At 56.0% G+C, this 25,384-nt stretch carries 20 protein-coding genes; 5 read left to right on the forward strand and 15 right to left on the reverse strand.

All coding sequences use genetic code 11. The features are described from left to right. Positions 1-22: 22 nt before the first annotated feature. The 3 genes from ACQUQU_RS10110 to ACQUQU_RS10120 form a co-directional block, all read right to left on the reverse strand. Positions 23-2,350 carry a DUF2341 domain-containing protein gene (locus ACQUQU_RS10110; RefSeq protein ID WP_430459558.1) on the reverse strand — a complete coding sequence of 776 codons (2,328 nt, stop codon included), beginning with the start codon at positions 2,348-2,350 and terminating at the stop codon, positions 23-25. A gap of 102 nt (positions 2,351-2,452) precedes the next feature. After that, on the reverse strand, positions 2,453-4,867 hold the full coding sequence (locus ACQUQU_RS10115; RefSeq protein WP_430459559.1) for a CCXG family PEP-CTERM protein: 2,415 nt from the start codon (positions 4,865-4,867) through the stop codon (positions 2,453-2,455). 324 nt (positions 4,868-5,191) lie between these two features. Then, a complete protein-coding gene (locus ACQUQU_RS10120; RefSeq protein WP_430459560.1) occupies positions 5,192-6,205 on the reverse strand; it encodes a GlxA family transcriptional regulator in 1,014 nt (337 codons plus the stop codon). A gap of 104 nt (positions 6,206-6,309) precedes the next feature. Here ACQUQU_RS10120 and ACQUQU_RS10125 point away from each other — a divergent pair, with 104 nt between their 5' ends. The 4 genes from ACQUQU_RS10125 to ACQUQU_RS10140 all read left to right on the forward strand — a co-directional run bounded on the left by ACQUQU_RS10125 (position 6,310) and on the right by ACQUQU_RS10140 (position 12,962). Beyond that, positions 6,310-8,112: an acyl-CoA dehydrogenase gene (locus tag ACQUQU_RS10125; protein WP_430459561.1), complete on the forward strand. Its 1,803-nt coding sequence runs from the start codon at positions 6,310-6,312 to the stop codon at positions 8,110-8,112. A gap of 10 nt (positions 8,113-8,122) precedes the next feature. Continuing rightward, the gene (locus tag ACQUQU_RS10130) at positions 8,123-8,905 is read left to right on the forward strand and encodes a crotonase/enoyl-CoA hydratase family protein (protein WP_430459562.1); all 783 of its coding nucleotides are present in this window, start codon (positions 8,123-8,125) and stop codon (positions 8,903-8,905) included. Between the two features lie 155 nt (positions 8,906-9,060). After that, entirely contained in the window at positions 9,061-10,719 is a 1,659-nt protein-coding gene (locus tag ACQUQU_RS10135) for a methyl-accepting chemotaxis protein (protein WP_430459563.1), read from the forward strand. Positions 10,720-10,832: 113 nt separating this feature from the next. Further along, positions 10,833-12,962 carry a methyl-accepting chemotaxis protein gene (locus tag ACQUQU_RS10140; protein ID WP_430459564.1) on the forward strand — a complete coding sequence of 710 codons (2,130 nt, stop codon included), beginning with the start codon at positions 10,833-10,835 and terminating at the stop codon, positions 12,960-12,962. Positions 12,963-13,040: 78 nt separating this feature from the next. Here ACQUQU_RS10140 and ACQUQU_RS10145 read toward each other — a convergent pair whose 3' ends face one another. Continuing rightward, positions 13,041-13,874: an ATP-grasp domain-containing protein gene (locus ACQUQU_RS10145; RefSeq protein WP_430459565.1), complete on the reverse strand. Its 834-nt coding sequence runs from the start codon at positions 13,872-13,874 to the stop codon at positions 13,041-13,043. Between the two features lie 186 nt (positions 13,875-14,060). Here ACQUQU_RS10145 and ACQUQU_RS10150 point away from each other — a divergent pair, with 186 nt between their 5' ends. Next, positions 14,061-14,999, forward strand: a complete 939-nt coding sequence (locus ACQUQU_RS10150; RefSeq protein ID WP_430459566.1) for an alpha/beta hydrolase — start codon at positions 14,061-14,063, stop codon at positions 14,997-14,999. Positions 15,000-15,032: 33 nt separating this feature from the next. On the opposite strand, the gene ACQUQU_RS10155 is transcribed toward ACQUQU_RS10150, so the two are convergent. The 11 genes from ACQUQU_RS10155 to ispG form a co-directional block, all read right to left on the reverse strand. Then, the gene (locus ACQUQU_RS10155; RefSeq protein WP_430459567.1) at positions 15,033-15,842 is read right to left on the reverse strand and encodes a flagellin; all 810 of its coding nucleotides are present in this window, start codon (positions 15,840-15,842) and stop codon (positions 15,033-15,035) included. A gap of 397 nt (positions 15,843-16,239) precedes the next feature. Beyond that, a complete protein-coding gene (locus ACQUQU_RS10160; protein WP_430459568.1) occupies positions 16,240-16,659 on the reverse strand; it encodes a hypothetical protein in 420 nt (139 codons plus the stop codon). Positions 16,660-16,738: 79 nt separating this feature from the next. Then, entirely contained in the window at positions 16,739-17,149 is a 411-nt protein-coding gene (locus ACQUQU_RS10165; protein ID WP_430459569.1) for a hypothetical protein, read from the reverse strand. A 641-nt stretch (positions 17,150-17,790) separates the two neighbouring features. Beyond that, a complete protein-coding gene (locus ACQUQU_RS10170; protein WP_430459570.1) occupies positions 17,791-18,108 on the reverse strand; it encodes a DUF6966 domain-containing protein in 318 nt (105 codons plus the stop codon). A 70-nt stretch (positions 18,109-18,178) separates the two neighbouring features. Then, positions 18,179-18,496 (reverse strand): hypothetical protein, encoded by a 318-nt coding sequence (locus ACQUQU_RS10175; RefSeq protein ID WP_430459571.1) that lies wholly within the window; start codon positions 18,494-18,496, stop codon positions 18,179-18,181. A 30-nt stretch (positions 18,497-18,526) separates the two neighbouring features. Continuing rightward, positions 18,527-18,973 (reverse strand): hypothetical protein, encoded by a 447-nt coding sequence (locus ACQUQU_RS10180; RefSeq protein WP_430459572.1) that lies wholly within the window; start codon positions 18,971-18,973, stop codon positions 18,527-18,529. 506 nt (positions 18,974-19,479) lie between these two features. Beyond that, a complete protein-coding gene (gene der, locus ACQUQU_RS10185; protein WP_430459573.1) occupies positions 19,480-20,964 on the reverse strand; it encodes a ribosome biogenesis GTPase Der in 1,485 nt (494 codons plus the stop codon). An 84-nt stretch (positions 20,965-21,048) separates the two neighbouring features. Beyond that, complete coding sequence (gene bamB / locus ACQUQU_RS10190; RefSeq protein WP_430459574.1) at positions 21,049-22,263, reverse strand: outer membrane protein assembly factor BamB; 1,215 nt, start codon at positions 22,261-22,263, stop codon at positions 21,049-21,051. Next, positions 22,263-22,925, reverse strand: a complete 663-nt coding sequence (locus ACQUQU_RS10195) for a YfgM family protein (protein ID WP_430459575.1) — start codon at positions 22,923-22,925, stop codon at positions 22,263-22,265. The genes bamB and ACQUQU_RS10195 overlap by 1 nt, the downstream gene beginning before the upstream one ends. Positions 22,926-22,968: 43 nt before the next feature. Beyond that, positions 22,969-24,249, reverse strand: coding sequence for a histidine--tRNA ligase (gene hisS, locus ACQUQU_RS10200; protein ID WP_430459576.1), 1,281 nt, complete (start codon positions 24,247-24,249; stop codon positions 22,969-22,971). A gap of 23 nt (positions 24,250-24,272) precedes the next feature. Beyond that, positions 24,273-25,382 (reverse strand): flavodoxin-dependent (E)-4-hydroxy-3-methylbut-2-enyl-diphosphate synthase, encoded by a 1,110-nt coding sequence (gene ispG, locus ACQUQU_RS10205; RefSeq protein WP_430459577.1) that lies wholly within the window; start codon positions 25,380-25,382, stop codon positions 24,273-24,275. Positions 25,383-25,384: the final 2 nt, after the last annotated feature.

Consider the following 25,384-nt stretch of genomic DNA (forward strand, 5'->3'; position numbering starts at 1 on the left):
GCTACGCTCAGAAAGCGCCTGCTCAGCGCAGGCGCACCCGGTACTGGTAAGTAAACTGCGGATCCAGCGTATTGAGTTTCGGCTTAAGGCTGCCGTCGAAGGTCATGCGGAAATGGGTAACGGCGGCAAAACCGTCGGCATCGGCCGTGGGTGAACAGCCAAAGGTCAGACCACCGTCGCAGGAATATCGGAGTCCCGAGGCAAAACTGAAGGTCAGGCCGCTGCTCTGCACACCCGTACCGTCGGTGTAAGTCACCGGGCTTATGGAGCCATCGCCTATATAAAGGTCACTGCTGTCGACGGCCTGCACCAGCTGCGTAGTGCCGGTATCGGAATTCAGACTGCCCAGATTCCGCACCACCACCGTATGCTGCACGACGGCGTCGGGAATCGCTTTCGGATTCGTCGTTCCGTTGACCGGGTCGCTGAGCACGACCAGCGACGGCGTCAATTGCAGATTATAAATGCCATCGCACTGCACAAAATTCGCCGCCGGAATAAGGCTGCCCGTACCCGATGTGCCCTGCCGCCAGTAAGCGTAATAGCTGTCGCCACCGTCGTACTCCTGATGGCGGAATTCAAATTTGTGGTAACCACGCGCCAGTCCGAGCGTTACCCAGTTCTGGGCAGAATTACTGGCACTGTTGCCGTTATAGCGCGACGTGCGCAACACATCGTCGAGCCACAGCTCGGTGGCATCATCACCGTCCAGCGCCAGCCCCCAGCTGCCGTCCGACGGAATGTAGAGATAGCCCTGAAACAAGGTCAGGTAATAATTATCCGCACGGTTGTCGAACGGGTTTCCCGTGCCATTCACATTATTGCGCAGGGTCTGACCGTCCAGATACGTTTCATTGGCGAAAGTATTCACCATGGTCTGATACTGGCTGGCGTTGGCCGGATAATTCACGCTGCTGGTCTGCGTGTTGAAAAAACGTGTCCATAAACCGGCACTGGGGCTGGCGCAGCTGGTGCCACCCGGCAAAATCAGACTGCTGACCGTTTTACTGCCGCTGACGCTGTTATTGGCCGACACACTGTCGTACTGCACTGTGGATACCACCGCCGAATAGGTACCACTGGATGGACTGGTGCCGGTGGCCCGCAGTCCGAGCGTCAGTGCCGCCAACGAAGCGCCGGATACGGCCGTCGCCGAATAGGTGCAGGTCAGGGTGCCCGAGGTTCCGCTGCAACTCCAGTTGTTGCCGCTGACCTGATCCAGTACCAGCTGGGCGCTCAGGGTCACGGTCACTGTGGTTCCGGTTTTCGCCGTTTGCGGCCCGTTATTCGTCACATTCAGAACCAGATCCCGTGCGGCACCCACCACCCAGACAGTGGGCGGCGTTGCCGTAATCGCCAGATCGAGCACCCGGGTTTCCGTGGCACCAAAGGTAATTACTGGGTCAGAAACCGGACAGGCATACGAACGGATATCAATATTCGCGGTACTGAAGGCCTGCCATTGCTGATTGTTCTGAGTAGCGCTGCTGCAGCTACCGGTAGGTTTACAGAACTGAGCGGAAATACCACCGTCATTGCCGCCTTCACCCCCGATGATTTCCAGCTTGTGGTAGCCGACGGATAAATTCGCGCTGCCGTATAAAATCTGCGTGCTGTTGCGCAACGGCCAGCTGCCGTTCCACCACAGGTCGTCACTCCATTGTTCTTCGAGCGCCACGCCATCGACGTACAGGCCGCCCCCCCAACCGAAATCCGCCCCGTAGCGCAGATACCAGGTGCCCGCGGTATCGACATAAAAGTAGCTTTGCGAATAGGCAATAAAGTTGCCATAGGCGCCATTGGTAAAGCTGCCGTGGTTGGTGATGTTGGTGAAATCAGAAATAAACTTGCATCCGTAGCCGCTGCGGGTGTCGTTCTGGGCATTAAACAGACTGAAGGCCTGCGTTTTACCGGATGGGTTGGTGGTGATGTAACGGGTGTGAAATTTAATACCCGTGTAGGTGAATACCGGCGGCGCCTGCGTAGCTGCCGTGGCATTGGTATTACCGTAATAGAGATAAATGGTGCGGGTGGCCGATGCGGTCAGGGTCGGGAAACGTACCCACACCTGGGCGGTTTTATTGGTGCTGTCCCAGCTGTCGATCCAGTAATTAAGCTGGCTGCTGTCGTCACTGTCGAGAATGCGCAGATCGCGGCCATCACTGCTCCAGCTGTACTGCGAGCTCAGATTACTGCTGCTGATGGTCAGCAACACCTGATAATCGGTCAGATTCTGACTGGCCGTGTTGCGCACCGATACCGTGGTTCTGAACCCCCAGTTATCGTCCCAGTAAGCCGACGCGGGCAGCGGCAGCAGAACCACCAGCAGAAACAGAAACCGATACAGCATAAACAGCGCTCAGTGAACGTTTCCGGCGATAGTACAGGAAACGTAAACACGGGTCTTCTGCCCTGTTTTGTCAGTCTTTGACCAACCTGAGCACGCCGGGCGCTACTGCACCTGCGCCTGATACTGATATTCAAATTGCGGGTTTAACGTACCAAAAGCCGGCTTCAGACTGCCGCTCAGCGTCAGACGGAAATGGGTAATGGCCGCATCGTAACCATTGCTGTCCGGCGCAGGTGTGTAGTCGAAACTCACACCGTCATTATCAGAGAAATCCAGCCCGTCGGCGCTGTCAGACAACGACGAGAAATTCAGGGTCAGACCACTGGCGTTGTCACCGCTGCCATCGGTGAAGGTGACCGGGCTGCTGCCCGATGTGCCGGCATAAAACGCCATGCCGGTATCAATTGCCTGAATCACTGCGGTGGAATCCGGATCGGAACTGAGCGTGCCGGTATTTTCCGCCAGCACATCAATGGTCAGCACAGAACCCGGAATGGCTTTCGGATTATCACTGCCGTTCACCGGATCGCTCAGCACACTGACCGACGAACTAATGCTCAGACCGCTGATGCCGTCACACTGGAATAAGAGGCTTTCATCCACCGGCGCCCAGCCCGAACCATCATCCCAGTACAAATAACGGGCCTGACCATACAAGGTCTGATGATGGCGGAATTCCAGCTTGTGGTAACCCGCGGCCAGCCAGACGTCGGCCGAATACGTGCCTTCGCCTACTACACCGCGATGATTCCCGTAAATGCCGCTGATCAGCTCATCGTCGAGCCAGATCTCGACAATGTCATCGCCGTCCGGACTGATGCCGTAAACACCATCGCTGGCGACGTACAGATAGCCCTGCAGCAGGGCAAGAAAATAATTTTCATTGCCGCCCGATTCTTCGGCCGTGTCAAACGGGTTACCGTTATAATTTTCATTAATATCGTCCACCAGTGTCTGCCCCACTAAATGCTCACTGGTGCTGTAGGTGCCGACCATGGTCTGGAAGTCGCTGGCACTGGCAGCAAAGGTATTGCCATAGGCCGTAGCATCAAAAAAGCGCGCTAATAAACCGGACGTCAGCGTTCCGCTGCAGCTGCCGGTACCGGACGCCTCAAGAGCAAAATCGGCGTCAATAATAGCCACAGTGCCGGAGGCTGTGTTGTTGGTGGTGTCGGCGTCTGTCTGAACGCTTGTTTGACCGCCGCTACCAGGCCCGCCCCCACCTGTGCTACCCGAACTGGTCAGACTGCCCGCGACAGAATAAGTCTTGGTGTCGCCCGCCGTTACACTAGTCGCCACCGTCATCGTCAGAGTCAGGGGGGTAAGGCTCCCACCGCTGGCAATATCCGTGGAGTTTGTACAGGTGTAGGTCCGCCTATTGGTTGAAAGCGTACAGTTCCAACCTCCGGCAGTAGTGTACCCGCTACCGCTAAGACCATTGGCCATAGCGTAACTGACCGACACCGTACTGGTCAGAGTCTGCGTCCCCATATTGGCCGCGCTGATCACAACGCTGATGGTTTCGCCGCTGCCATACAGCCAGTTCACCGATGCTGGCGCCATACTGACCACCAGATCCACGCCTTCCGTCAGGTTACGCCCGGAACTGACGATCACCACATCCGGGTCTTCATCATCCCGGTACTGGTTGTACGAGGTAATGGTCAGATTGGCCGTGGAATACGCCATCCAGGTGCTTCCGCCTGGTGGCAAGTATTCCATGGCCATAACACCGCCACTGCCGTCCTCAGCACCGATTAACATCAGCGTGTGTTGGCCAGCACTCAGCGTTGCACTTCCCTGCAGAATATTCGTGGCCGTTGCATATTCCGACGTCCAATCCGCCCCCCACCACATATCCGTGCTCCACTGCTCCTCAACAGCGACACCATCCACGTATAAAGCACCACCGCGGCCAAAATCGACGCCCACGCGGAACGACCAGCTGCCCGCAGTCGTTGCTGTAAACGTACTCAGGGAATAGACCAGAAAATTGATGCTCGCTCCACCGCTGATCACTGTTGAGTTAGAAACACTGGTGAAGGCCGTCAACAGCGTGCTGCCATAACCTGATGTGCCATCGGCCGATGCGGCAAACAGACTGAGCGCCGTTGCCAGACTGGACGGATCGCCCGTGCTGTAGCGGCTGTGATAAAGAATGCCGGACTGTTGCGGGGCTTCTGCGCTGGCGGCCGATGCCGCTTCGGTATTGCCGTAATACAAATACAGCGTCTGAGCCGTTGCTGCGGTTAACTCCGGCACCACCACCCACACCACCGCACTGCCGGACGAACTCCAGCTTTCAATATAAAAATCGAGTTCGGTCTCGTCGTCATCGACAATGCGCAGATCCGCGCCATCTTCCGACCAGCTGTAGCCGGAATACAGATCATCGCTGTCCAGAGCCAGACGCACGTAATAATCGCTATGAGCAGAGTCTGTGGTGACGGTGAGTTCCGTTTTATACAACCAGTCGAAGTCGTACGCCGCTGCCTGATGTGCGGCCAGCAGCGGCAACAGACACCCCCAAAGGCGGCTGCCAGAAAAAGAACGAAAAACGCGGCCGATGACAGTCAGGCTGAACGCCCGGAGAAAAGCCGGGCAGCTGTGCGGGGCATGAAACGCCTGCAAGCAGGCAAATAACGGCGGAATACTGCTCAATAGGGCCATGATTCAGGCAATGAAAGATTCAGGCAATGAAATTGCCCGAAAAGTACACGGCCTGTTCCAGCGCGCCCAGACAGCGACGGCTTAACTTACACTTTCAAAAGAAAAGTCCGGGGAAAACCCCGGAACTTTATACAAACCTGACAAATGCCTTGCGCTTGGCCTGATAAAAAATCAGAAGCGGCGGCTGAAACGACGACGGTATTCGGTCGGTGTTAAGCCGGTTTTTTTGCGGAATAAACGGCGGAACGAACTGGCGTCTTCGTAGCCGACGTCGTTCATCACCACATCCACCGTGCGGTCGGTTTCTTCCAGTAACTTCTGCGCCGCTTCAATGCGGATGGATTGCACATAGGTATTCGGCGGCATATCGAGGGCGGCGTTAAAGCGACGGATTAACGTGCGCTTGGACACACTGAACCGGTCGGCCAGTTCATCGACGGTGAAATTACCGGCGTAATGCTCCTCGAGCCACACCTGCACCTGCTTCACCAGATCGTCTTTGTGCGGTTTGGCCAGACGCATCAGCGAATAGCTCAACTGGCTGTCGCGGCGGTAATCAATCACAAAGGCTTTGGCGGTCTGAATGGCGGTTTCAAAACCGTAGCTGCGTTCAATCATGTGCAGGCCCAGATCGAACCACGCCAGACCACCACCGGCGCAATAAATATGATCGCTGCGGGTAATCAGCTGGTCGGCTTTTAATTCCACATCCGGATAACGCGCGGCGAACTGTTCCCGGAAGCCCCAGTGCGTCGTGGCACTTTTGCCTTTCAGAATGCCGGCTTCGGCCAGCAGAAAATTACCGGTGCAGTTGCCGGCAATGGTCCAGCCGGCGTCATTGGCACGGCGCAGCAGATCGAGCAGACGCGGATTGGCGTCAACCACGTCTTCCACCGGACCGCCGATGGTCGGCACCACAATGGCGTCGACATTCTGTACCTCGTCATAGCTCATGTGCGCCAGCAGCTGAATGCCATTAATGCAGCGGATCGGCCCGCCGTCGGGACTGGCGATGCGCACATTGAACAGACGCTCGGGTTGCTGACCCTGAATGCGGTTCCAGGTCACGCCGGCGAGGCCAAACAGATCGGCAACGCCGGTCATGGCCGACGACAGCGCCTTATCAAATCCGGCAATCACGATGTTGAGCATTTCCGCCATGGCGCCTGTCTCCCGCTGTTTCATGTCACATTTCACACTAAGTGTGGCTATATTGACGATTAACGAACGGCATGACAAGCCCGATACTGGTTAAAAGAGACAAACCGACCGCTATCCGGAGACGAACCGTGGCCCATCTGATGAACAACAAAGATCTGGAATTCCTGCTGTACAGCGTGTTTCAGGCCGAACAACTCACCGAACTCAGCCAGTTTCAGGACCATGACCGCACCACCTTCGACGGCATTCTGAACACCGCCGAACGCATTGCCGCCGACTACTTTGAGCCGCATAACGCCAAAGCCGACGAGCACGAACCTCAGTTCGACGGCAAAACCGTGAGCACCATTCCCGAAGTAAAAGAGGCCTGGGCGCACTTCGCCAATTCCGGTCTGCTGTCGGCGCGCCACAGTTTTGAAGATGGCGGTATGCAGCTGCCGGCGCTGATTCACACCGCCGCCAACGCCTTCTTTATGTCGGCCAACCCATCCACCGCCGGTTACCCGTTTCTGACCAGTGCCGCGGCTAACGTGATTCACGCCTTCGGTAACGACGAGCAGAAAGCGACCTTTTTGCCGCATATGTTCAGCGGCCGTTTCTCCGGCACCATGGCGCTGACCGAGCCGGACGTGGGTTCCTCCCTGGGCGACCTGACCACCAAAGCCAGCCCGGCGGATGACGGCAGCTACCGCATAAAAGGCCAGAAAATGTTTATCTCGGGTGGCGATCAGGACATCACCGAAAACATCGTGCATTTAGTGCTGGCGCGTATCGAAGGTGCCGACAAAGGCGTGAAAGGTATTTCGCTGTTTATCGTGCCGAAATTCCTCACCAACAATGACGGCACCCTGGGCGAACGCAACGACGTACAGTTGGCTGGCCTGCTGCACAAAATGGGTTACCGCGGGACTACGTCCACCGTTTTAAGCTTCGGTGAAAAAGACAGCTGCGTCGGCTATTTAATTGGCGAGGCCGGTAAAGGCCTGATGTACATGTTCAAAATGATGAACGAAGCCCGTATCGGCGTGGGCTTAGGTGCCGCCATGATCGGCTACCGTGGTTATCTCGAGTCATTGGATTACGCCCGCAACCGTCCGCAGGGCCGCAAGCCAATGGAAAAAGATCCGTTCAGTAAGCCGGTGAATATTATCGAGCACGCCGACGTACGCCGTATGTTGCTGGCGCAGAAATCCTACGTCGAAGGATCTCTGGCGCTGTGTCTGCTGGCTGCACGTCTGGTCGATGAACAGGAAGCCGGCGCCGACGAAAAAGCACGTGAAGACAGCGGCATCCTGCTCGACCTGCTGACGCCGGTGGTGAAATCCTTCCCGTCTTATTACGGCCCGCGCGCCAACGATCTGGCCATTCAGATTCTCGGCGGTGCCGGTTACACCCGCGAATATCCGGTTGAGCAGTGCTACCGCGATAACCGTTTAAATCCGATTCACGAAGGCACTCACGGCATTCAGTCGCTGGATCTGCTCGGCCGTAAATTGTGGCAACACAACGGCAAAGGCCTGAAATTATTGATGGCGCGCATTCATGCAACCCTGGCGTCCGCTGCACAAAAAGACGAGCTGGCCGGTCTGGTTGGCGAATATCAGGCGCAATTAAAAACCGTGCAGGAAACCACATTGCTGCTCGGCGGTGCCTTGCAGAAAGGTCAGGTTAACGAAGCGCTGGCCAACTCGGCCCTGTACCTCGACATGATGGGTAAAACCATTATTGGCTGGCTGTGGCTGGAAATGGCCGATAAAGCCATTAATACCTACAGCGCCTCTGCGGCAGCCGACGATATCGCTTTTGTGGCCGGCAAAGTGCAGAGCGCCCAGTATTTTATCCGCTGGGAATTGCCGGAAATTCAGCATCAGGCGCGTCTGCTGCAAAGCTTCGACCGCACTTGTCTCGATATGAAAAACGACTGGTTCTGAGGGAATGACCATGAGCGAAAAAGTAATAGTAGAAGCCAGCGAACACATCCTGACCATTACCTTTAATCGTCCGGAAAAAATGAACGCCCTCGACCCGGAAAGTTTTTATCTGCTGGCCCAGGCGTTGTACCGTCTGCAGCACGATGACGACCTGCGCGTGGGCGTCATTCAGGCCGCGGGCAAACATTTCACCGCCGGTCTGGAACTGGAAAAGTGGGCACCCATTTTCGCCAAAGGCACAGTGCCGGAATTACCACCAGAGCACCTCGACCCGTACGGCATTAACGGTGAAATGCTGACCAAGCCGCTGATCATGGCGGTACAGGGCATCTGTTATACCTCGGGCCTCGAATTACTGCTCAACACGGATATGCGCGTCGCCACCGCCGATGCGCGTTTTGCTCAGCTGGAAGTAAAACGCGGTATTTATCCGTGCGGCGGAGGCACTGTGCGTCTGCCTGAAGAAATCGGCTGGGCGCGGGCGCAGCGTTACCTGCTCACCGGCGATGAATTCACCGGCCAGCAGGCCTTCGACTGGGGCATGATCACCGAACTGGCCGATGCGTCTGATGTGCAGAACCGGGCGCGCGAACTGGCGAAAAAAGTCGCCGCTGCGGCTCCGCTGGGAGTAAAAGCCGCGCTGAAATCGTCCAAGACCGCACGCCTGCATGGCGATACCGCCGCCCTTAACGGCGTGTTTAACGACATGCCGGGCGTGATGAAAAGCGAAGACGCCATGGAAGGTGTGCGCTCCTTTATGGAACGGCGCGAAGCGCAGTTTAAAGGGCGTTAGGTTTCTGGCCTTGCACGCACGCGGAGCTCCCGACCTTAACAGCACGCAGAGGCAGGGGCCTTCTGGTCACGCCAAACCACGCGGCCGGTTCACTACGACATTCGACAGATAACCAGCCTCGGCTAAACTTTTGGGACACTCTTTCGGTTGTTCCCATGCCCTCGTCAACGGAATCCCACAAGCGTCTTAAGCCGTTTCTGATTGGCTTTGTCGCCCTGTCTCTGGTCACCACCAGCTTGCTGGCGGTGGTCGTTACTGTGCTGCTCACCAAAGCCGAGGAGTACAGCCATCACGAGCACGAAGTCACCGACATTCTGGTCGACCAGCTTGGGCTGGCGAAATACGACATCGTTCAGATTCAGCAATACCTGACGGATTCCGCCGTGACCGGTGCCAGCGACGGAACCGAAGACGCCAGCAAAGCCCTGCACTCGCTGCAGCAATGCCTGAGCACCATCAGCGAACTGGACCCGTCACTGGCTTCCGACACCCGTGAAATTGGTCAGGATGCCCAGCGTCTGTTCGATACCGGCGTAGACATGGTCGAGGCGTACAGCCACAGCCAGCGGGAAGGTAACCAGATCATGAAAGGTGCGGATGGTTTCGACGCCCGTTCCGACCAGCTGCAACAGGTGGTCGACCATCTGGCCACCGAGATTGCCGCCGAGCAGGCCGCGGCGGTACGCAACGTCGACGATCTGCTGGCCATGATCCGCGACGTTTGTATTCTGCTGGCGCTGGCCATGGCCGCCGGTTCTGTGTTCGTCGGCTACAAACTCTACCGACAGGTGTTTGAACAACTCGGTGGAGAGCCGGCCGATGGCGTCGCGCTGGCGCAGAGGCTGGCCAATGGCGATCTGGCGCAGGCCATCACCCTGAAACCCGGTGACACCACCAGCCTGTTTGCTCAGTTTGCCGCCATGCGCGTGCGCTGGACCGAGGTCGCCACCAGCCTGAACGGTCAGGTGTGGCTGATGCTCACCGCCTTCGGTCAGCTGCGGCAGCAGGCTCAGGACATGTCGGATCACAGCCAGCAGCAGTCGGACGCCACTAACGCCATCGCCAGCAACGTTGAACAGATCACCGCCAGTGCCGCCCAGATCGCCGCCCGTTCCACCGAGGCGTCCGAGCAGTCACGCCGCACCCGTCAGCGCTCGGTGGAGGGCCGCGACTGCATTGCCCGCATGAACGCTGAAATGACCGATGCCCAGCAGTCGGTGCAAACCTCGGTGGCGCTGGTTGCCCGCCTCAGTGAACACGCCGCCGGCATCGGCCATCTGGTGGGCGATATCCGCAACATCTCAGATCAGACCAATCTGCTGGCGCTGAACGCCGCCATTGAAGCCGCGCGCGCCGGTGAATCCGGGCGCGGCTTTGCCGTGGTCGCCGATGAAGTGCGCAAGCTGGCACAAAGCGCCGCCACCGCCACCCGCGAGATCGCCGCCCTGATCGGCGACATTCAGAACAACAGCGAAGCGATCGTAGCCAGCATCGAAGACAACGCCCGTCATGTGGATGCCGGCCTCGAACTGTCGGCGCAGGTGACCAGCGCCATGAGTGAAATCAGTAACGAATCGCTGAAGGCCGGTACTCAGGTCGGCATCATCAACGTAGCGCTGCTGGAGCAGGAAAAAGCCATGCGGGATATTCAGGATAAAATCGCCAGTATCGCCGACATGAGCGACCGTAATGCCGCTTCCGCCGACCGCATTGCCTCTGCCGCCGAGAATCTCGATCAGGTAGCCAAAGCCGTGCAGGGTGAAATCTCGTATTTCAAATTCGCCGCCGATAACGACGATAACCTGCTGTTTTAACTGACAATGTGACAGACAGGCCAATATTGGCCAGACCTTGCATATTTTCTGCACAATCACGGGCCTTTCCTATACTGGTTCATATCTTTGTATGAATTATGCGGAGCCAGCTGATGAAGTCGCTGCCACTCAAAACCAAACTGCTTTCCCTCGTTCTGGCCATGGTGGTCATCATCGCTCTGGTACTCACCTTCCAGACCTACCGTGGCATCACCACCCTGAGTGACGAACTGAGCGAACAGACCTACCAGAACCTGCACGAAGCCGCCATCAACCGCCTGAAAACCAGCGCCCGCGCCTATGGCGAACAGATCAGCGGCTTTATTAACGGCGCCTACCGCATTCCGGTGGTGATGGCGAAAATGATAGAAGGCAGCATTCAGTCCGACGACGACCAGCTGTCGCGCGGCTCGGTCAGCAACATGCTCGGCGACCTGCTGCGAGCCAACCCGGACATCAGTTCTACCTACGCCCAGTTCGAACCCAATGGCTTCGACGGCCGCGACAGCGAATTCCTGGGCGACGACTCCCAGATTCACACGGCCGGCTCCACCGGCTCGCTCGAGCTCTACTGGGTGCGCGACCGCGACGGCTCCGTCAGCCAGCAGAAAGTGGAAGACCCAAAAGAAAAATATCTCGATGGCCGCAATGAATTCGGCATCCGTGAAGCCGAGTGGTACCTGTGCTCCCGCGACAGCAAAAAGCCTTGTCTGATGGAGCCTTACCTGTACGAAATCGAAGCCGGCTACAGCGAAATGATGACCAGTCTGACGGTGCCGATTATGGTCGGCGGCAAGTTCCGCGGTCTGGCCGGGGTTGACCTCAACCTGCCCATTTTCCAGAAACTCACCGAAGCCCTGAGCGCCGACCTGTTCAGCGGTCAGGCGCGCGTGACCCTGCTGAGTGACATGGGCCTGATCGTGGCCTCCAGCCATTACAAAGAAAAAACCGGCCGGCCGCTGAAAGAAGCCATGCCCAAACTGGGCGACCAGCTGCTTAAACTGCACAGCAATAACGGCCTGCTGGAAACCGACGACCGCCTGTTCGTTTCCCATCCGCTGACCATTACCACCTCGGGCAGCACCTGGTCGTTGCTGATTGAACTGCCATCGGCGGTGGCGCTCAACGCCCTCAACAAACAACAGCAGCTGATCAGCGACACCAAAGGCGCGGTGATCAGCAAGCAGCTGGTCGTTACCCTGATCATGGTGGTCATCGCGCTTGGCGTCATGACCCTGATGATCCGCTCCATTTCTGCCCCGCTGCAGCAACTGGACGGCCAGGTCAGCCAGCTGGCATCCAGCCATGGCGACCTGACCCAGACGCTGCGTCTGGATACCCACGCCGAGCTGATTTCGCTGAGCAGCGGCTTTAACCGCTTTCTGCAGAAGCTGCGCGACATGGTGAACGCGCTGAAAGACGTCAGCAGCAAAGTGCGGGTCATGGCCGCCGAGAACAAACGCATCAGCCAGACCACGCGCGAAAATACCGACGCCCAGCAGCGTGAAATGGACAACGTGGTCACCGCCACTCAGGAGATGTCGGCCACCGCTCACGAAGTTTCGCGTATTGCCTCCGACGCCGCAGGGCGCGCGCAGCACATTCACTCCACAGTTACCGAATCTCAGCGTTCGCTGGCCGGCGCCGCCAACTCGGTGCTGGAACTGAGTGAGTCGATGAAAACCGCCAACGATTCCATCATGCAGGTGGCCACCCGCTCCGAAGACATCGGCCGTATTCTGACCGTGATCCGCAGCATTGCCGAACAGACCAACCTGCTGGCCCTTAACGCCGCCATCGAGGCCGCCCGTGCCGGTGAACAAGGCCGCGGTTTTGCGGTGGTCGCCGACGAAGTCCGCACGCTGGCATCCAAAACGCAGGCCTCTACCGAAGAAATCAATTCGCTGATCTCCAGCCTGCAACAGGAAGTGCAGACCGCCGTGGGCATCATAGAAAAAGGCAGTGACCGCGCCGGCAATGCCATGAACTCGACCCAGAATGCGCACCAGTCGCTGCACGAAGTGGTCGAGAACATAGGTGAAGTGGCCGACCACATACGTCAGGTGGCCACCGCCGCCGAAGAGCAAAGCTCGGTCAGCAACGAGATCACCCGCAACCTGACCATCATTGGCGATGCCACCCAAACACTGGCGCAACTGGCCGGCGATGCCAACCGCTCCAGCGAGCAGGTCACGGCGGAGCTCGACCGCCTCGATAAGCAGCTCAGCCAGCTGAACAGCTGACGTAAAACGCGGCTCAACAAAAAGGCGACCTGAGGTCGCCTTTTGTATTGTCCGCGGCGTTACAAACTCCGCAGTCGCTTACACCACTTCCGGCAGTTGCGGGTCGTCGGTGAAGTCCGGCGTCAGCGGATTATCCGGTTCGTTATCATCCCAGTTGGCCACCAGGTAATCGCGGATGGCACCGTCGATCTTATCCTGCATCCCGGCCAGCCCCTGATTGCCGAACAGGCGGTTAAACTCGAACACATAGGGCTGATGGCCGACCATGGCGATATCAAACCCGCCGTGATCAATGCCCAGACTGCGCGCCAGTTTCTCCACCAGCTCACACGCTGCCGGCGGCAGAATACCGGTTTCCACCTGACCACCTTTGGCCACGTTGTTGTAAAACCCCTGCTCGGCCTGAATGCGCCAGTAACCACCAATAATGCGGTCGCCCACCCAGACGATGCGCAGGTCGCGGTCGATGGGCAGGTATTCCTGCGCGTAAATCACCGGCGACTGCTGCAGGTAGCGGTTCCAGTCGGCACGCGACTCGATCAGAAACACGCCATTGCCCATGCTGCTTTTCGGAATCTTGGCCACAAACGGCAGCGGCATACGGTCCCACACCTCTTGCGCGGCGGTGGCGGTATTGGCGTCGATAACCGTCCAGGGTACGCAGTCAGGCGCAATCAGTTCAAAACAGCGCGTCATCTCGACCTTGTCGTGGCCTATGTAGTAACTGGCCGGGCTCGGAAAAATCCGTTTCTTCAACCCGTACAGCAGCGGATTCACCTGCCAGTACTGAGGGAACAGCACGCCGTCCGCCGCGATCAGTTTGTCGAGGTGGTTGTTCATCAGTTCCGGTTTCAGGTACTCGGTGTTGGCGAGGTTGAGCGTGCGGTAGGGGTCGAACGAAATCAGCTGCATGGTACGGCTGTAGGACAGAGCGTAGTTAAGGGAGTGCCATGGTAGCCGGGCGGCAGGCGCAGAGAAGCGAGATATTTTCCTGCTGACGATAAGGCCTTTTCACTCTGGCTTGATCTGTGTCGTTTGCCCCTGACAAAGACGTCATACACTCAGGAAACAAGAACAACAGCACAACAAGGCAGAGCTATGAACGAAGCCATTCATTACAGTCATCCCTTTCCGGAAAGTGTTGCCTCCCGTCTGACCCGCGTCGGACTGACCCTGATCGGACGCAAGTCGTCGATCGCCGAGGAAATGCAGAATCAGCGTTTCCGCCATCAGCCGGACGCGATTCCGGCATCGGTCAGACGCCAGTGTCAGATCAGCACCGCCAACCTCGACGGCCGCTCCGTATGGACCCTCACCCCGAAAGAAGCCCGTAACGATATCAAAGTGCTGTACCTGCATGGCGGCGCCTACATCCGCAACATCGTGCGCCAGCAATGGACCATGATGGGTCAGCTGTGCGTCAAAACCGGTGCCACCATCATCATCCCCGACTACCCGCTGGCACCGGAATTCAGCTGGCAGGACGCGCACGAATTTGTCGGCAAACTGTGGCAGCAACTGACGCAGGAACACGCTGCCGGCGACATTATTCTGATGGGCGACAGCGCCGGCGGCGGTCTGGCCCTGTCGTTTGCACAAACCCTGGCTGAAGCCGGACAGCCGCAGCCGAAACAGCTGCTGCTGCTCAGCCCGTGGCTGGATCTGGCGTCGAATAATCCGGGCATGCTGAAGATCAACCCGTACGACCAGATGCTGGAGCCTCTGGGTCTGCGGCTGGCAGCCAACGCCTGGGCACGAGGCACCACCCTCGACGACTACCGGGTCAGCCCGCTGTACGGCGAATACAAGAATCTGGCACCGCTGACCATCTTCATCGGTACCGGCGATATTCTGTTTCCGGACGTGGTGAAACTGCGCGAGAAGCTGGCGGCCGAGCATATTCCGCTCAACTACTTTGTGTTCCCGCGCATGATGCACGTGTGGATGGCGGTCGATTGGATGCCGGAAGCGCGCAGTGCAATCAAACGCATTGCCGCCATGATCCGCGGTGACCTGCCGCAACCGCCGAGCGCCTGAGTGTTCAGCGTCAGAGCCTGTTAACAGCCTTCATCAACCGCCCAGCAGACGCAGAATCTGCTGGGCATTGCCATTGGCCTGCGCCTGAACGGCGATCTGGGCCTGATTCTTAATCTGTTCTTTGGTCAGTTCGGACGTCGCCGTGGCGAAGTCGGTATCCATGATGCGGCTGCGGGCGGATGCCGTGTTCTCTGACTGAATCTGGGTACTGTCAATGCTCGACTCAAAGCGGCTGATCGCGGCGCCGAACTCCGCCTGCCGGCCCGACACCTGCTGCAGACTGTCATCCAGCACTGCCAGCGCATCCGCCGCACCACTCTGACTCGCTACCGAGGCGCCAAACACACCGCTGTCGGCTAACGCTCCTGCCAGATCATTACCGTCAATGCTGATCTGATCACCCGCATCGGCACCGACCTGAAAGTTCAGTGCATTACTGTTACTGAACAACGACTGGCCGTTAAACGAACTGGTTTTAAGAATGTTTTGCGTGTCGTCGGCCAGCGCCGAATACTCTTTCTGCAAGGCCGCCCGGTCGCTGTCGTTGTAGGCACCGTTACCGGCCTGCACGGCCAGCTCGCGCATACGCTGTAAATTGGACGTCACCGAATCGAGCGCGCCCGAGGCGGTCTGGGCGTAGGAAATACCGTCAGCGGTGTTGCGCATCGCCACCCGGTCGCCGGACAACTGGGCATCCATTTGCGTGGCAATAGCCAGCCCGGCCGCATCATCCGCCGCACTGTTCACCCGCGATGCGGAACTGATCTGCTGAAACAACCGGTTTTGCTGGTTGCTGACAGACGGGCTGGTTCCCACCGTGGATGAGTTGATCGAGAGTGACATGGTCGGCCTCCGCTGCGAGCCGGGCTGAACTTCCAGCCTACTCCCCGCACAAGCGGAACTGGAGTGCGGCGCGCAGAAACCGCCTGACTAAAGCGTCAGATGGGTCAGGTGTGCAGGCTGTCCGGGGAAGCACGAAGCTGGAGGCTTGAAGCCTGAAGCTGGAAACGCGGGGTCAGAGGTCAGAGGTCAGAGGTCAGAGGTCAGAGGTCAGAGGTCAGAGGTCAGAGGTCAGAGGTCAGAGGTCAGAGGTCAGAGGTCAGAGGTCAGAGGTCAGAGGTCAGAGGTCAGAGGTCAGAGGTCAGAGGTCAGAGGTCGGAAGAATGACCGGGAGTGCCGGACGGCAATTGAGGTGGGTGTCTGGATTGCCTGACTTGGCCCCTTGCTTGTGATTGTTAGGCTAACCACCGTGCCATTTGTTACTAGAAACCACGCCTTCTGTATTCACCGTGAACTCCGTATCTTGGGTAATTATACCCATATACCCGTTAACCTTTACATAATCATCATGAGGTTCAATTGAGTCCACGCCTGTTTTTAGGATTGCGGAGTCAGTGAAGATTAACCTGCGCACTCCGTTCACTATTTCAATGCCCTCAGGACATGATCCCCATGACCTAACAAATTTATTAAACTTGTCGTCAATGGATACATTCGGTCGCCCGGAAAAGTTAAAAACATATCTAGATGGAATTCCTTGATCAGATACTTTCAGATCACAACCATCGAAATATGACTTGGCAGCCAAACCGAAATATATAAAGAAAGGCGATAATAATATCACAGCAACGATTAAAGAAATTTTTTTGAGATACTTCATACAAGCCTAACGCCTGTAGCTGCTGCGAGCGATAGCGAGTGCAGCCCGCGGCTCCCACGGGCGAGGCAGGCTAAACTTGTCAGGCTTTTTTGCCAGCCACATACTGTTGAGCTTGCTTTGTATATTCAGGTGCACAAACGTTTTTGAATGTTTTACCTGATTTAAACTTTATCAAAATGCCGTCATGGTTATTAACGCCATCAGTAATAACTGTTATGTAACTAATACTTTTAATTTCTTCAATATCGTATTCTGTCTTGTAAAGCCACCTATTTATAGTGAATGTACGACCACTGAAAATCAACTTTGGCGCTTCACCAGTTACTGAGAAAATCGCAAACAAACCCATAGCAGCCATTATTAAGCAAGCTAACATTTCACCGTTTAAAAAAAGGTAGCCATATATTGCGTATAAAAAGAGACACACTCCCGCTGGTGCCCAGAAAAACAAGAAATAGCGATGACAGATAAATTCTAGATTATTGTTCATTCTTAGTGATACCTAACGCCCATGTGTGCGGCTGGCCTGCGAAGCAGTTCCAGTCCAGCCAGCTTGCTGGCGATGCACCACGTGCTTGTTAACTATGACATTTTTTAGCACGTTCTTTGAGCCTTGTTAATGATTTTTGATCTTTTGTTGAAGGTGAATACGAATCTAATAATTTTACCATATCAATGTCTTTGAACGGGCACCATTTATTATAAAAATCATTTTTAGTTTTTTCTGATGAGGTCTCTAAAGCTTAAAGAAAACAAGATGCATGATTTTGAATTATAGTATCTGTATCTTCAAAATATGCCTCTGACATTTCACCATCAGTGTGACCTGACCAGAGCAATAGAAATGTTTTAACATTTTCTAAATTAGAGCATGTTAGAGCAGGCTTTGATGCCTTGTAATAAAGATCCCACCAATGTTCATAATCTTGGACATATTGCTCAAAGGATTTTTCTGATAGGCATTTGAAATCATCACATATCTTATCATCAGCAAATGAGATTAAAGGTAAGAAGATTGTTAGTAGTAGTATTTTCTTCATATCGAGTTAACGCCCGGCTTTGTGGCGCGCGTCTTTTGCGCGTCCCGCCGCGTATTTCAGCGGAAAACAACAGGCGCTTGTTAGGTGTTTTCTACTTAAAAACTGCATTTTTACGAATCTCCTTTATAAGCTCATGAGCCTTATTTAAGTGAACGTTCAACTTTCGATTGTAAAAATCCACTTCAGATTCATCTATACTGTGGCCGTTCATTGGAGTTAACACAAGATCGTTGATGCTACCCATACCACCAAATGCACCTTCAAAGAGTTCAATGCCTGTGAAGTGCCCTTGCTTTAAATAGGAAGCACTTTTTTCAAGCCATTGGGCCCAATGATTCTCAGAGCATGAACGAAGCATATCTGCACATTCTTCAAACTCTATGATCAACTCTTCCGTTTTCAGGCCCATATACACCTAACGCCAAGCAAAGCGGCGCAGCTTTGCTGCGTCCTTGCTTGTGCGCCTTGTTATAAGCAGTTTATTCAATACGGTCATATCCAAGGATTTCGCATTGTTTTGTAACACAAGCCTTTAGCTGCCATTCTTTGTTTTCAATCAGCGTTTTAATTAAGCCAGACGCTGTTTCCAGTTCATTTTCTCTAATACTTAATTCTATCTTTCTAAGCTGCTCTAAATCGTATGCAGCACTAGAGCTGAGCGTATCTTCAATAATTACTGTAGCTGCAAGATCAGAGTGCCTATTTATCTCAGTAGCCATGAGATACCAGCCATACATACCTGATATGAGTAGGGCCATCCCAATAGCTACGTACTTTATGATTTTCATAGTTTTCACGGCTTATAACGCCTTAAACAGGGGCGCACTTTAGTGCGTCCCGGCCGAAGGCCCTTGCTGGTTTAACTTGTTAAATTTTGAATACAGGAAATAGCATGTAACTGCTGAAACCGCACCTGCCACGATGTAATACAACCCAACCTCAGAAAACATTAGCCAGTTACCCGACAGTGCAGATATAACCAAGCCACCGCTTACAGCTCCAACAGCAGTGACAACAGGCAATGAATACAATCCACTCTTGATAAGTGCCATACCCAGTAAATATGCCACTACAACGATTGTTGGGCCCATTACCATCAATAGTATTGGCGCCCAAATAAATACAGAACTGAGATTGTAGTAGTGAGTCACCGCGCCATCAGGTGTAATTGTTTTTCCGTAGCCTGAAATAAACGACATAACGACAGTGCTTAGAACTGCTGAAACTACAACTGATTTGAGCAGGGCTTTATGATTGATGTAGGTGGCACTCATAGAAATTTAACAGCTTATTAGTGTGCGTGCGCGTTTATCCCGGGAGACTCCTTCGAGAAACCCCGCGTAACATATTGAACAGCCTGAGAAATCTTCCATAACTCAAAAGTCCCTTCCAGAAAAACGCGCACACCTGTTATTTCCAGCGGGCCGCTCGCATAAACTTGCAAACCAGGATTATAAGCTATTGATTAATCTGACGTTTACATTACTACCCGCTGACAAAACGAGCAAGCACGAATGTAAAGCGTGCCCGATCTCCTGAAAATCCAGAAATATACTGCATATATAAACAGTGCTAATTCGCAACGAATAGGACGCAACCAATAGGACGCAACCAATAGGACGCAACCAATAGGACACCCAGCTTAGTAAGTCCACAGCGATCAGAACACAAAGGCCCAGTCACTACCGACCACCCCGCACGACCCCTTACTCGTAAAAACCCAACAAAAAAGGAGCCGAAGCTCCTTTTTAATAACCACCACGCAACTGCAAACCCACCATCAGGTTGGTTTTTTGTAGGTCTTACGCAGTTGTTTACGCGCTTTTTCCAGTTTGATTTTGCGCTTGTTATCGGTACGTTCGACCGCGTCGGCGCGTTTCTTACTGGAGTGGCGGATTTCTTTCTCTTTTTCCGCAAACGGGTTGTCGCCCTGACGGAATTCCATACGGATCGGCGTGCCTTTGATGTCCAGCACACGGCGATAGGTATTGGCCAGGTAACGCTTGTAGTCGTCCGGCAGTTCGTTGGCCAGGTTACCGTGAATCACGATAATCGGTGGGTTAGAACCACCCTGGTGGGCGTAACGCAGTTTCGGACGACGGTTGCGCACCACGGCCGGCTGGTGACTGGCGACGGCGTCTTCCAGAATGCGGGTCAGCAGGTTCGTCTGCCACTTGGCCATGGATGAGCGGTAGGCCTGATCGACGGAGTCGTACAGGTGACCCACGCCGGTGCCGTGCAGTGCTGAAATGAAGTGCATGTCGGCAAACGTGAGGAATTCGAAACGACGGTCGATTTCCGATTTCACCCGGTCTTTGGCTTCCTGATCCATGCCGTCCCATTTGTTGATGGCCAGCACCAGCGCACGGCCGGAGTTGAGCACGAAGCTCAGCATGTGCAGGTCTTGCTCAACAATACCGGTACGGGCATCCAGCACCAGAATACACACGTGACAGTCCTGAATGGCCTGCAGGGTTTTGATGATGGAGAATTTTTCCGCCGCTTCGGAAATGTTCTTACGGCGACGCACACCGGCGGTGTCGATCAGGGTGTATTCCTGACCGTGACGCTCGTACGGAATATAAATACTGTCGCGCGTGGTACCGGCTTCGTCGTACACCACCACGCGGTCTTCACCGAGGAAGCGGTTCACCAACGTGGATTTACCCACGTTCGGACGGCCCACCACGGCAATCTTGATGCCTTTTACATCCAGCGCTTCGTGTACTTCGGCTTCTTCGCCTTCCAGTTCACGGAAGTAATCGTCTTCGCTTTCCGGCAGTTCGCCGAGCACGTATTCAATCAGGGACGACACGCCACGGTTGTGAGCAGCGGCGATGGCCAGTGGCTCGCCCATACCCAGCTCGTAGAAGTCACCCAGCACCAGATCGGGGTTTTTACCGTCGATCTTGTTGGCCACCAGATAAGCTTCTTTGCCGCTTTTGCGCAGATGTTCAGCGATCATGCGGTCGCCGTTGGTCAGACCGGCGCTGACATCCACCATAAAGAAGACGATGTCGGCTTCTTTAATCGCCTGATAGCTCTGCGCGGCCATGGCCGCGTCGATGCCCTCTTCTTCACCTGTGATACCACCGGTGTCGATGACGATGAAGGGTTTATCACCGACCTTGCCCTCGCCGTATTTACGGTCGCGGGTCAGGCCGGCAATTTCCGCTACCAGAGCATCGCGGCTCTTGGTCAGGCGGTTAAACAGGGTGGATTTGCCTACGTTCGGACGTCCGACCAGTGCAATCACAGGGACCATGATCAGAAAACCTCATATAAAAAATAAAACAGGCGCCGCTGTGCGACGCCCGGAAAAATCAATCGAGCTGTCCTGCAGGAGGCTTCAGTCAGCCTCAATGCTCAGCAGCATCAGTTCACCGGCGTTGGTGTACACCAGAACGCCGTTATCGGTGGTTACCACCGGGCTGCGCACCCCCAGATCACGGCCGCGCAGCGCTTTCCAGTTCGCGCCTTCGGTCTGATTAGGGTAGTTCACGTGCAGCGGATTCGGACGCAGCAGTTTGCGCCCCACCAGATCACCGTCTACCTGGTTCATCACATGCAGATAGCCTTCGCCATCGGTGGCCAGCAGCCAGCGGCCATAGGCCACCACCTGACTCAGACGACGGCCTTTCAGACCTTTCTGAGTCCAGACTTTGGCACCCGAAATCTGGTCAAACGCCTGTACGGTGTCGTCATCCAGTGTCAGATACAGGTTACCCAGACCCATGGCCGGGCTGGTGTAGGTCGAGCCGTCTTCTTCCCAGCGGGTCTGACCACTGAGATCCACCGCAGCCAGTTTGCCGTGGTAGCTGGCGGCGTACACCACGCCACTGTCTTCCATGGCCGAACCGTCAACGTCAACCAGACGTTCCAGCTCAGAACGGCCGTCCGGAATGGCCAGACGCACGTCCCAGCGCGGTACGCCGAGCACTTTGTCCAGCGCCACCAGTTTGCCGGTGGAGAAGCCGGTGATCACCAGCTGGTCCAGCACCAGCGGTGTGGCGGTGCCGCGCACGGTCAGTACCGGCATGGCGGTTTCGTACGACCACGCCTGACGGCCATTGCTGCGCTCAAAGGCAGTAACACGGCCATCGACTGTGTGTACAAACACGCGGCTGCGGTCGAGACCGACCGGCGCCACGGATTCACTGGTCATCTGACTGGCCCAGATTTCTTCGCCATTGCTGGCGTTCAGGCAGTGCAGCAGACCATCCATGGTGGCCACGAACAGCTGGCCATTGTCTTCGGAAACACCGCCGGTAACCGGCAGGCCGAGGTCAATGCTCCAGGCTTCGTCGCCGCCATCCAGCGCCAGCGCCGCCACGTGACCGGTAACGTCGGCCATGTAGACTACGCCATCGGCTACGTCAGGACGCAGACGGGTGTAGCGCCCACCCGGGCCGGTGCCCAGAGAGGTACGCCATTCAATGCTGATGTCAGTCTGGCGGTTCAGCGCCGGCAGACTGCCCTCGTCCCCGCTATCGGTTGACTCCGGTGAGCTGGCACAGCCCGCCAGAAATGCAGTCAGGAGAACAGGAACAAGCAGATGTCGCATCAGGCGTCTCCGGCAGCGGCCAGGTTGTCGATCTTACGTTGCAGGGTCTGAGTGTTCAGGCCCAGATTCTGCGCGGCTTCCTGTGCACGCACGTAAGCGGCACGGGCTTCGCTCAGCTCGCCTTTGCGGAACAGCGCATCGCCTTTGGCTTCTTCAAACTGCGGCGCGTAAGCGTCGGCCGGAATTGTGCTGACCAGCGCCAGCGCATCATCAAACTTTTCCAGCTGGATCAGAATGTTGGCCAGACGCGCCTGAGCGGTGAACTTGACCGGGCCTTCGTCGGCGGTAGCGATCAGGGCTTTCAGCTCGTCAGCAGCGGCGTCAAAGTTACCGGCATCGGCCGCGAAACGGGCGATGAACAGAGAACCGAACTGCGCGTAGGTGGTGCTGCTGTAGTCTTTCTTCAGCTGCTCGGCCAGCGCCTGCATTTCGGCACGGTCGGCTTCGGTCTGCTGGGCAGCAGGCTGAGCGGCTTTTTCTGCCAGCTGGCTGAACAGGTAAGACGCGGCTTCACCGCTGGCTTGCTGGTTAGCGTGCCAGGTGTTCCAGCCGAACCAGCCACCCGCAACGACGATCACAGACAGCAGCAAACTCTTGCCGTTCTCTGACCACCATTTTTTCAGCATCTCAACCTGTTCTTCATCCGTACGTAATTCAGTCATGCTTCCACTTCCCCAAAAAACGAGTGTTGTGAGTTATTGGTTATTAAAAAGTTTCGTTCGCCAGCCATTCTGCCACGTCGGTCAGTGACAGCGTCTGCTGACCACCTTCGCCGCGCAGGTCTTTCACGGTCACTGTGCCGTTGGCCATTTCGTCGTCACCCAGCAGCAGGGCAAAGCGGGCGCCGCTCTTATCGGCTTTTTTCATCTGGCTCTTGAAGCTGCCGCCACCGCAGTGGGTCTGAATGCGCAGCCAGCTGTGCTCGTCACGCAGGCGGTCGGCCAGCAGCAGGCCAACACGGGCACTGCCCTCGCCCACCGGGCAGATGTAGACGTCGATGGTCTGCAGCACTTCTTCCGGAATCAGTTCCAGGGTTTCCAGCAGCAGAATCAGGCGTTCAACGCCCATGGCGAAACCGACCGCCGGGGTTGGTTTGCCACCCAGCTGCTCCACCAGACCGTCGTAACGGCCACCGGCACAGACAGTGCCCTGGGAACCGAGTTTGTCGGTGACCCATTCGAACACGGTTTTGCAGTAGTAATCGAGACCGCGCACCAGACGCTGGTTGATTTCGTACTGAATGCCGGCGGCATCCAGAATGCTGCGCAGCAGGTCGAAGTGCTCGCGGCTTTCGTCGTCGAGGTAATCGTGCAGCTGCGGCGCATCGGCCAGCAGTGCCTGAGTCGCCGGGTCTTTGCTGTCGAGTACGCGCAGCGGGTTGGTTTCCAGACGACGCTGGCTGTCTTCGTCGAGCTGGTCTTTGCGCTCGCCCAAAAACTCAACCAGCGCATCGCGGTAGCGGGCGCGGGCTTCGTTGGAACCCAGGGTATTCAGCTGCAGGGTGACCGCGTCGGTCAGGCCCAGCTGCTTCCACAGACGGGCGGTCATCAGGATGACTTCGGCGTCGATGTCGGCCGTGGCCATACCAAAGGTTTCGACACCAATCTGGTAGAACTGACGGTAACGGCCTTTCTGCGGACGTTCGTGACGGAACATCGGGCCTGTGTACCACAGACGCTGGGTCTGGTTGTACAGCAGACCGTGCTCTTCACAGGCACGCACGCAGCTGGCGGTGCCTTCCGGACGCAGGGTCAGGCTGTCGCCGTTGCGGTCGTCAAAGGTGTACATCTCTTTTTCGACGATGTCGGTGACTTCGCCGATGGAGCGTTTGAACAGTGCCGTCTGCTCGACAATCGGCATACGGATTTCGTCATAGCCGTAGGATGCCAGCAGTTCTTTTACTGTGCCTTCGAGGTACTGCCACACAGGGCTCTGTGCCGGCAGGATGTCGTTCATGCCACGGATGGCCTGGATTTTATTCGCCATAATCTTCGTCTTACTGTGACTGATCAGCTGCTTGCGATCAGATTTTTCCGTTCTTCATCCAATTGAGCCGCACGTTCGCGGATCATGCGTTCCAGATCGTCGACCAGGGTTTCGTTCTGCAGCTTACCGGCGGGCTTGCCGTCGATATACACCAGATTCGGCTGACCGCCGGCCAGACCGATGTCGGTTTCTTTTGCTTCACCCGGACCGTTCACCACGCAACCGATCACGGATACGCTCATGTCGGTGCGGATGTCGTCGACGCGCTGCTCGAGTTCGTTCATGGTTTTGATCACGTCGAAGTTCTGACGTGAACAGCTCGGGCAGGCAATAAAGTTAATGCCGCGTGAGCGCAGTTTCAGTGATTTGAGCATGTCCCAGCCCACCTTCACTTCTTCGACCGGATCGGCCGCCAGCGATACGCGGATGGTATCGCCGATACCTTCCCACAGCAGCAGACCCAGACCGATGGACGACTTCACGGTACCGCCACGCAGGCCACCGGCTTCGGTGATGCCCAAATGCAGCGGCTGTTCGATCTGGCTGGCGATCTTTTTATAGGCCGCCACCGTCATGAAAATATCGGAGGCCTTCAGGCTCAGCTTGAAGTCCGGGAAATTCAGACGGTCGAGAATATCGATGTGACGCATGGCGGATTCCACCAGCGCGTCCGGCGTAGGTTCGCCGTATTTTTTCTGCAGGTCTTTTTCCAGCGAACCGGCGTTCACGCCGATGCGAATCGGAATACCGTGATGACGGGCCGCATCGACCACCGCGCGCACACGGTCTTCACGACCGATGTTGCCCGGGTTAATGCGCAGACAATCGACACCCAGCTCAGCGACGCGCAGGGCAATTTTGTAGTCGAAGTGAATGTCGGCCACCAGCGGCACATTCACCTGCTTACGGATCTGACCGAAGGCTTCGGCGGCTTCCATCGATGGCACAGACACACGCACGATGTCGGCACCGGCGTCCTGCGCGCGGTTAATCTGGGCAACGGTCGCCGCCACATCGCAGGTTTCGGTGTTGGTCATGGTCTGGATGGAAATGGGCGCATCGCCGCCCACCGGCACATTGCCGACCCAGATTTTCCGGCTGACCCGGCGCTTGATAGGGTTTTCAAAATGCATCG

The sequence above is a fragment of the Thalassolituus sp. LLYu03 genome (assembly GCF_050507655.1).
GTDB lineage: Bacteria > Pseudomonadota > Gammaproteobacteria > Pseudomonadales > Oceanobacteraceae > Venatoribacter.

Coding starts and splice junctions, on each gene's coding strand:
- ACQUQU_RS10110 (WP_430459558.1), bottom strand. CDS start 2,350: ATGCTGTATCGGTTTCTGTTTCTGCTGGTGGTTCTGCTGCCGCTGCCC.
- ACQUQU_RS10120 (WP_430459560.1), bottom strand. CDS start 6,205: ATGAAACAGCGGGAGACAGGCGCCATGGCGGAAATGCTCAACATCGTG.
- ACQUQU_RS10130 (WP_430459562.1), top strand. CDS start 8,123: ATGAGCGAAAAAGTAATAGTAGAAGCCAGCGAACACATCCTGACCATT.
- ACQUQU_RS10135 (WP_430459563.1), top strand. CDS start 9,061: ATGCCCTCGTCAACGGAATCCCACAAGCGTCTTAAGCCGTTTCTGATT.
- ACQUQU_RS10140 (WP_430459564.1), top strand. CDS start 10,833: ATGAAGTCGCTGCCACTCAAAACCAAACTGCTTTCCCTCGTTCTGGCC.
- ACQUQU_RS10145 (WP_430459565.1), bottom strand. CDS start 13,874: ATGCAGCTGATTTCGTTCGACCCCTACCGCACGCTCAACCTCGCCAAC.
- ACQUQU_RS10150 (WP_430459566.1), top strand. CDS start 14,061: ATGAACGAAGCCATTCATTACAGTCATCCCTTTCCGGAAAGTGTTGCC.
- ACQUQU_RS10155 (WP_430459567.1), bottom strand. CDS start 15,842: ATGTCACTCTCGATCAACTCATCCACGGTGGGAACCAGCCCGTCTGTC.
- ACQUQU_RS10160 (WP_430459568.1), bottom strand. CDS start 16,659: ATGAAGTATCTCAAAAAAATTTCTTTAATCGTTGCTGTGATATTATTA.
- ACQUQU_RS10165 (WP_430459569.1), bottom strand. CDS start 17,149: ATGAACAATAATCTAGAATTTATCTGTCATCGCTATTTCTTGTTTTTC.
- ACQUQU_RS10170 (WP_430459570.1), bottom strand. CDS start 18,108: ATGGGCCTGAAAACGGAAGAGTTGATCATAGAGTTTGAAGAATGTGCA.
- ACQUQU_RS10180 (WP_430459572.1), bottom strand. CDS start 18,973: ATGAGTGCCACCTACATCAATCATAAAGCCCTGCTCAAATCAGTTGTA.
- der (WP_430459573.1), bottom strand. CDS start 20,964: ATGGTCCCTGTGATTGCACTGGTCGGACGTCCGAACGTAGGCAAATCC.
- bamB (WP_430459574.1), bottom strand. CDS start 22,263: ATGCGACATCTGCTTGTTCCTGTTCTCCTGACTGCATTTCTGGCGGGC.
- ACQUQU_RS10195 (WP_430459575.1), bottom strand. CDS start 22,925: ATGACTGAATTACGTACGGATGAAGAACAGGTTGAGATGCTGAAAAAA.
- hisS (WP_430459576.1), bottom strand. CDS start 24,249: ATGGCGAATAAAATCCAGGCCATCCGTGGCATGAACGACATCCTGCCG.
- ispG (WP_430459577.1), bottom strand. CDS start 25,382: ATGCATTTTGAAAACCCTATCAAGCGCCGGGTCAGCCGGAAAATCTGG.